We start from the raw sequence: 7,720 nt of genomic DNA on the forward strand, positions 1-7,720 counted from the left end.
AAGTTAGACAATAATTGATTTTCCTTGCGAAGATTTATTCTTATTATTATCAAGATAAAAGTCTATTCTACCTACATTAATTCCATAACATCCAACCTGATTAACTAAAACATCCTGCCCAGCTTTATTTTTTACAATAGTAGGCTTGTCAAGAAAAGTATGAGTATGTCCGCCAATTATTAAATCGATATCTTGAGTTTGTTCGGCTAATTTTAAATCACAAATTTTAGTAGCATCATCACGGTATTTATAACCTAAATGGGATAACAAATTACTAAATCACATTTCTGTTCTTTTTTAAGAATTCGTACCATATCACGTGCTGTTTCTACAGGGTCGTTATAAACAGTTTCTTTGTACATTAGTTTATCTACCAAACCTTCGAGTTGGATCCCAAGCCCAAAAACACCAATTTTAATACCGCCTTTATTAAAAAATGTTGGTACGGTTTTACAAGACCGTCCATAGCAGTGTTTTTAAAATCGTAGTTAGAAGAGATGAACTCAAAAGTAGCATGAGGCATTTGTGCATAGAGTCCATCTACACCATTATCAAAATCATGATTACCAATTGTAGAAGCATCATATTTCATCATGCTCATCAATTTAAACTCCAATTCTCCTCCATAATAGTTAAAGTAAGGAGTTCCTTGGAAAATGTCCCCAGCGTCTAATAAAAGAACATTAGGGTTTTCTTTACGAATTGTATCAATTAAAGCAGCACGTCTTGAAACTCCACCCATATTTGCATTGCGGGGATCATCGGCAGGAAAAGGGTCAATATGGCTGTGAACATCATTGGTGTGTAATATAGTTATGTGTTTAACATCGGGAGATGTAAAGCTACTCATAGATAAACCCAAACTCAATAATGCTGTACTAGCAGCAGTTTTTTCAATAAAATCTCTTCTTTTCATTTTAATTTATTTTGCGGTAAAACGCTTGAACCCAAAGTTTCTTCAATATTTTTTAATAGTTTATTTTATTCTTGTTTAACTCGGATATCCTTAGGTACTGGAATTGTAGGAACAGATTTAAAATAATCAATAAGAATGTCTCGTAATTTATAATTTAAATCATATTTCTGAACACTCTTTTTAAAGAAGTTCATGCTATCACCACCATTAGCTAAGTAATCATTTGTGGCAACATAATAAATTTTATTCTTTTGATAGGTTTTCCCTGAATCAAAATATTTATAGGAGTATTGTTTTTAGTGATAGTAAAAGTCATCCCAGAAATAGGGTGAGGTTTTTTCTCAGTAATGAAATAATTAGCCAATTCAATAACTTGTTCTCCTTTTAGCGCCATAACAACAAGACTGTTTTCAAAAGGCATAATTTCAAAAGCAGTTCTAGCAGTAACATTACCTTTAGGAAGTATTGCTCGTATACCGCCGTGGTTAAGAAAACAAATATCAATATCTTTTTTCTCCCTGGCTTTAAAAATTAAGTTCCCTCTTTGCAAGCATGCATCAGCCATTAAACAGCCAATAGTTGTTTGCAATTTACCTGTGCTTTTGTCTAGAGTTTCAGGAGAATAAGAAAGGACACTATCTAAATCCTTATTGATATGCTCTCTGTAGGGTTTTATGAAATTTTCTATCTCAGGAGTTTGTTTCTCAGTAGTTGTAATAGGAATTAGTTTTCCTTCTATTTTAGAAACTCGATACGTTTGTTTGCTACAAGAAACTCCAAAAAAAAGTGTTAAGAATATAACAAAAAGTTTTAAAAATCCGTTATACTTTTTTAGTTTTACCATCTTAAATGCGACTTAAATAATTAATTTTGTAATCTAGTAAAAGTACTATGTTTTTAAATTATATAAAGGTTTTTTTTGTAAAAAAATCATTAAATAAAAATCTTGATAATGTAAAAAACTGTGCATTTACTACCGATATACAAACGGTTGGTTTACTTATAGATGGAAGTCATTTTCGCGAAAAAGAAGCTTTGCTAGCCGAATTGGTATCAAAAGGAATTGTTGAAAAGAACATTAAGATTGTTATTTATAAAGACAAATTCGATAAAAAAGAGACGTACACTTGTCCAACTTTTGGGATTAATCATCTTAATTGGAACGGAGAGATTACCGAAAATTTATTGAAAGACTTTATAAAGGAAGAATTCGATTTATTAATAAGTTATTATGATGTCGAAAAACCAATGTTAATGCTCATGACACAAAATTCGAAAGCCAAATTCAAGTGGGTTTTGCAACAATCGATAAAAGATTAAATCGATTGATGATTAATACCAATGTTCGAGAATATAAAGTTTTCGTGAATGAATTATTTAAATATTTAAAAAACATTAAACCAAATACAATCTAATATGCAATCATTAATAGGGACAGGCGTTGCACTAGTGACTCCTTTTAAAGAAGATTTTTCAATCGATACAGAAGCATTACAAAGAATAGTTAATTTTTCTGTAGATGGAGGAGTTGAATATCTTGTAGTTATGGGTACCACTGCAGAAAACGCAACATTAAGTCAAGATGAAAAGGAACTTGTTATTTCTACAGTTATTAATGCAAATAAAGGAAGATTACCTTTAGTGTTAGGAGTAGGAGGGAATAATACAATGGAAGTTGTAGAAGAATTAAAAACTAGAGATTTGTCAGCTTTTGAAGCGATATTATCAGTGTCTCCCTATTATAATAGACCTACGCAAGAAGGAATTTATCAGCATTTTAAGGCTATTGCCGAAGCATCACCTCTGCCAGTAATTTTATATAATGTTCCAGGAAGAACATCTAGTAATATGTTACCATCAACAGTTATACGATTGGCAAATGATTTTAAAAATGTAGTTGCAATAAAAGAAGCTGCAGGTGATTTGGTACAAGCAATGCAATTGCTTAAAAATAAACCAAGTGGTTTTCTCGTTATATCAGGAGATGATATGATAGCATTGCCGATTATTTTAGCAGGAGGTTCAGGAGTAATATCAGTTATTGGACAGGGTTTTCCAAAAGAATTTTCTGAAATGATTCGTTTAGGGTTGAATAGAAAAGTAAATGAAGCATTTAAAATACAGTACTTTTTGTCGGATTGTATTGATATGATTTTTGAACAAGGTAATCCAGCAGGAATAAAGCAAGTGTTCAAATCACTTGGTATTGCTGAGAATGTTGTGAGATTACCGCTTGTAGCAGCCGATGAATCACTTGCAAATCGTATTGATGAATTTGTTAAAAAAGTATTAAATAAAAATAAAAAAGAAGGTATTTTATTATACTAAAAAATATTTTGTAGAAGCTAAATTAATAACTAAATTTGCCACCGAAACTTCGGTGTGGTTTTGCTTGGATATAAGCATCCTGAGAATCATAATAAAAGTAAAAAAATGAAAAAAATAATATCTGTATTGTTTGTCGTTGTTCTTTTTTGTTCATGTAGTGATTATCAAAAAGCACTAAAAAGGAAGATGTAGCAGCAAAATTCGAAGTGGCAACAAAAATGTATGAAGCAGGAAAATATAGTAAAGCAATTCGATTGTTTGAACAACTTGCAACATCATATAGAGGGAAACCACAAGCAGAGAAGTTGTTTTATATGTTTTCACAATCATATTATAAAACAAAACAGTATTATTTAGCAGGATATCAATTTGAAAGTTTCGCATCAGGATATCCAAGAAGTGAAAAAGTAGAAGAAGCAGCTTTTTTAGGAGCTAAAAGCTATTCGATGTTATCACCAGTGTATAGTCTGGATCAAACGGATACTAATAAAGCGATAGATAAGTTACAGGCTTTTATAGATAATTATCCAAATTCAGAGTATTTAGCAGAAGCAAATGCAAGTCTAAAAGTACTGACTAATAAATTGGAGAAAAAAGCATATGAAAATGCAAAAGGATACAATACTATTTCAGATTTTAAATCAGCAATAGTTGCATTTGATAATTTTATTGGAGATTATCCTGGAACAGAATTCAAAAGAAGATGCATTATATTATAAATTTGATTCAGCATATCAGTTGGCAATAAACAGTATTTCTACAAAAATGGAAGACCGTTTAAAAGTAGCTAAAACTGCATATTCAAATTTAATGAAATATAAAAGTGATACTCATTACAAGGTGAAAGCTGACGAGATGAATGAGAGAGTTGAGAAAGAGTTACAAAATTTTACTAAATAAAATAAAGTCATGGATTTAAAAAAGACGAATGCTCCAGTAAATACAATTACCTACAATAAAACTATTATTGAAGAGCCTACAGGTAATGTGTATGAAGCGATAACTATTATGGCAAAAAGAGCAAATCAAATTAATTCTGAAATTAAAAAGGAATTGACTGAAAAGTTAGAAGAATTTGCTACCTATAATGATAGTCTTGAAGAAGTTTTCGAAAACAAAGAACAAATAGAAGTTTCTAAATTTTACGAAAAATTGCCTAAACCACACGCTTTAGCAGTTCAAGAATGGTTAGATGGTAAAACATACCACAGAAATTCAAATAAATAATATAGTACGATGTCAGTTTTAAACGGTAAGAAAATTTTACTAGGAGTTTCTGGTGGAATTGCAGCCTATAAAACAGCATCATTAGTACGACTTTTTATAAAAGCAGGTGCCGAGATTCAAGTAATCATGACACCTGCTTCTAAGGATTTTGTAACGCCACTTACGTTATCAACCCTGTCTAAAAATCCTGTGCATTCCACTTTCTTTAATCAAGAAGACGAGAATGAAAAATGGAACAATCATGTCGAATTAGGACTTTGGGCCGATTTGATGATAGTTGCTCCAGCTACCGCAAATACAATGTCAAAAATGGCAAATGGTACTTGCGATAATCTATTAATAGCAGCTTATTTATCGGCAAAATGCCCAGTTTACTTTGCACCAGCAATGGACTTGGATATGTATATTCATCCTTCTACTTTAGCAAGTTTTTCGTTGTTGAAGCAGTTTGGGAATACGATAATTCCTGCTGAGAGTGGAGAATTGGCTAGCGGTTTATCAGGAGAAGGTCGTATGGCAGAACCGGAAAATACTACTTCGTCGCTTTTTTAGAAGCTGATTTAGAAAAGGAGCTACCGCTTAAAGGTAAAAAGTTTTTAATTACAGCTGGTCCGACTTATGAAGCAATAGATCCTGTTCGTTTTATTGGAAATCATTCTTCAGGTAAAATGGGATTTGATATTGCATCAGAAGCAGCAAACTTAGGTGCTTCGGTGGTACTAGTTGCTGGGCCTACAAATTGTAAAGTAACAAAACATCTTAAAATAATTTCGGTAACATCGGCACAAGAAATGTATGATGCTTGCCATGATAGTGCTACTCAGATGTAGACTTAGCTATTGCAGCAGCTGCAGTTGCAGATTATAAGCCAAAAATAGTAGCCGCTCAAAAAATAAAAAAGCCTCAGAAGATTTTACTATAGAGCTGGAAAAAACAAAAGATATCTTATTGTCATTAGGTAAAATAAAGAAAAATCAGTTTTTAATTGGTTTTGCTTTGGAAACCGAAAATGAAATTGAGAATGCAAAGCTGAAAATTCAGAAAAAAAACTTAGATTTGATAGTTTTAAATTCTTTACAGGATGAAGGAGCAGGTTTTGGAGGAAAAACAAATAAAGTAACATTTATTGATAAGTTTTTCACTATTGAACCAATGGAATTAAAATCCAAAGAAGCAGTTGCAGCTGATATTTTAAATAAGGTGATAAAGCATTTTTATGAATAAAATACTTACTTTTTTGTTGTTTTTATCTTTTGGTCTCATACAGGCACAACAGTTAAATTGTACAGTAACTGTAAATTCACAGATGCTTCCTAACGCAAATCAACAAGTTTTTAAAACATTGCAGACTGCATTGAGCGAATTTGTAAATAATACAGATTGGACGGGAAGTGCGTTAAAACAAAATGAAAAAATAAACTGTTCGATGTATTTGACTATTACGTCAAATAATTCAGATCAGTTTTCGGAACAATACAAATACAATCTTCACGATTAATTTATAATTCAGATATTCATCTCCAGTTTTCAATTTCAACGATAAGGATTTGAATTTTAGATACACTGAGTTTGAAAATTTATTGTACAATCCAAATGTTTTTGAATCAAACCTTGTTTCTATAATGACATTTTATAGTTATATGATTTTAGGAATGGACGCAGATAATTTTATGCCGGCATTAGGAACTCCATTTTTTGAAACTGCTCAAAATATAGCAAACGTTGCTCAGCAAGGAGGGTTTAAAGGTTGGAGCCAGGCGGATGGGGTGCAACATCGTATTTCTTGATTAATGATATGCTTGCGCCGACATATAATGATCTAAGACAGGCGTGTTTATGGATACCATACAGGTTTAGATGTAATGAATCAGGATTTGAAATTGGCTAAAGAAAAAATTAAAGCTTCTTTATTACTATTAGGAAAACTAAATGCAACGAAACCCAATGCTTTTTTAACGCGAGTATTTTTTGATGCTAAAATCAGATGAAATTGTATCTATATTTTCAGGAGGTCCTAGTGTTTCTATAACAGATTTAGTAGAGAATTTAAATAGAGTTGCGATGAACTCTACCAATGGGGGCAGATTAAATATTAAGAATTCAGTTTGCGTCTGTCTATTTCCAAACTTATTATTACAAAAAAGAGATATGATTACTTCATTGTCAATAAAAAATTATGCACTGATTGAAAAATTATCAATTGATTTTTCAAAAGGATTTTCTATAATTACTGGTGAAACAGGAGCGGGAAAATCTATAATATTGGGGGCATTAGGTTTAGTGTTAGGTAAAAGAGCCGATTTGACTTCATTGAAAAATAAAGAAGAAAAATGTGTTATCGAAGCACATTTTAAGATTTCGAAATATAATCTTGAAGCTTTTTTTGAAGCCAATGATTTAGACTACGAAGATGATACGATAATAAGACGAGAAATTTTGCCTTCGGGAAAATCACGCGCTTTTATAAATGATAGCCCAGTAAACCTACAGGAATTGCAAGAGCTAAGTTTGTATTTGATAGATATTCATTCGCAGCAGCAAACACAAGAATTATCAGAAGAAAGTGTACAGTTTCAAATTATTGATGCAATTGCGGATAATTTGGAAGTAATTACGGATTATCAGAATATCTTAAAGAAATATAAGTCAGATAAAACGAAATTAAATGCACTGCTTAAAAAGCAAAGCGAATCTGCCAAAGAACAAGAGTATAATACTTTTCTTTTAAATGAATTAGTTGCAGCACAATTAAAATCAGGTCAGCAAGAAGAGTTAGAAGAAGAATTTGAAAAGCTTAACAATGTTGAGATTATCAAAGAATCAATAGATAAATCTTTGGCTATAGCCAATGAAGAACAATTTGGAGTAATTCAGAATCTAAATGAGATAAAAGCTTCCTTGTATAAAATTGCTCTTTTTTCAACAGATTATCAAGCTTTATTTGAAAGAATGACAAGCTTAGCAATTGAGTTTGATGATGTATCGGGTGAATTGCAAAAAGCATCAGAAAAACTATTGAATGATCCTGCGAACTCTGATTCTTATCAGTCAGAAATTGCAGGTTATTTAGCAATTGCAGAAAAAGCATCAAGTTGCTACAGTAGATGATTTAATTGAAATACAAACTAAATTAGAAAATTCAGTTTCTCAATTTGGGTAATATAGAAGAAGAAATAGCTAAGTTAACAGCTTCTATTGAGAAAAAAACAAGGTGCTGCCTCCCTAACAACAGGAGCATGTATTAACCTT

5 protein-coding genes and 7 pseudogenes are annotated in these 7,720 nt (G+C 31.5%); 10 read left to right on the top strand and 2 right to left on the bottom strand.

Features of this window, described 5'->3' with window-relative positions:
- Positions 1–3 precede the first annotated feature (3 nt).
- Both AC1RYN_RS13995 and AC1RYN_RS14000 read right to left on the bottom strand, forming a co-directional pair.
- Positions 4–916, bottom strand: a pseudogene (locus tag AC1RYN_RS13995) (bifunctional metallophosphatase/5'-nucleotidase).
- 65 nt (positions 917–981) lie between these two features.
- Positions 982–1,760, bottom strand: a pseudogene (locus AC1RYN_RS14000) (5'-nucleotidase C-terminal domain-containing protein).
- A 47-nt stretch (positions 1,761–1,807) separates the two neighbouring features.
- Here AC1RYN_RS14000 and AC1RYN_RS14005 point away from each other — a divergent pair.
- The 10 genes and pseudogenes from AC1RYN_RS14005 to AC1RYN_RS14050 form a co-directional block, all read left to right on the top strand.
- Positions 1,808–2,331 (top strand): annotated as a pseudogene (locus AC1RYN_RS14005) (DUF6913 domain-containing protein).
- A gap of 1 nt (position 2,332) precedes the next feature.
- Complete coding sequence (dapA, locus tag AC1RYN_RS14010; RefSeq protein ID WP_481807449.1) at positions 2,333–3,244, top strand: 4-hydroxy-tetrahydrodipicolinate synthase; 912 nt, start codon at positions 2,333–2,335, stop codon at positions 3,242–3,244.
- A 105-nt stretch (positions 3,245–3,349) separates the two neighbouring features.
- Positions 3,350–4,144, top strand: a pseudogene (locus AC1RYN_RS14015) (outer membrane protein assembly factor BamD).
- A 9-nt stretch (positions 4,145–4,153) separates the two neighbouring features.
- On the top strand, positions 4,154–4,471 hold the full coding sequence (locus AC1RYN_RS14020; protein ID WP_264286020.1) for a DNA-directed RNA polymerase subunit omega: 318 nt from the start codon (positions 4,154–4,156) through the stop codon (positions 4,469–4,471).
- A gap of 9 nt (positions 4,472–4,480) precedes the next feature.
- Positions 4,481–5,023 (top strand): flavoprotein, encoded by a 543-nt coding sequence (locus AC1RYN_RS14025; protein ID WP_481807450.1) that lies wholly within the window; start codon positions 4,481–4,483, stop codon positions 5,021–5,023.
- 74 nt (positions 5,024–5,097) lie between these two features.
- Positions 5,098–5,301, top strand: a complete 204-nt coding sequence (locus AC1RYN_RS14030) for a phosphopantothenoylcysteine decarboxylase domain-containing protein (protein WP_481807454.1) — start codon at positions 5,098–5,100, stop codon at positions 5,299–5,301.
- Between the two features lie 50 nt (positions 5,302–5,351).
- A pseudogene (locus AC1RYN_RS14035) lies at positions 5,352–5,695 on the top strand (phosphopantothenoylcysteine decarboxylase domain-containing protein); the annotation flags it as partial.
- Positions 5,688–5,969, top strand: coding sequence for a type IX secretion component PorD family protein (locus AC1RYN_RS14040; RefSeq protein WP_481807451.1), 282 nt, complete (start codon positions 5,688–5,690; stop codon positions 5,967–5,969). The pseudogene AC1RYN_RS14035 and the gene AC1RYN_RS14040, both read left to right, overlap by 8 nt.
- Before the next feature lie 49 nt (positions 5,970–6,018).
- A pseudogene (locus tag AC1RYN_RS14045) lies at positions 6,019–6,459 on the top strand (type IX secretion component PorD family protein).
- A gap of 160 nt (positions 6,460–6,619) precedes the next feature.
- Positions 6,620–7,677: pseudogene (locus tag AC1RYN_RS14050) on the top strand (AAA family ATPase); the annotation flags it as partial.
- Between the last annotated feature and the right edge of the window lie 43 nt (positions 7,678–7,720).

The sequence above is a fragment of the Flavobacterium sp. TC780 genome (assembly GCF_056783245.1).

Bases quoted from the DNA above. Each gene is read 5' to 3' on its own strand.
- dapA (WP_481807449.1), top strand. From the start codon at position 2,333: ATGCAATCATTAATAGGGACAGGCGTTGCACTAGTGACTCCTTTTAAA.
- AC1RYN_RS14020 (WP_264286020.1), top strand. From the start codon at position 4,154: ATGGATTTAAAAAAGACGAATGCTCCAGTAAATACAATTACCTACAAT.
- AC1RYN_RS14025 (WP_481807450.1), top strand. From the start codon at position 4,481: ATGTCAGTTTTAAACGGTAAGAAAATTTTACTAGGAGTTTCTGGTGGA.
- AC1RYN_RS14040 (WP_481807451.1), top strand. From the start codon at position 5,688: ATGAATAAAATACTTACTTTTTTGTTGTTTTTATCTTTTGGTCTCATA.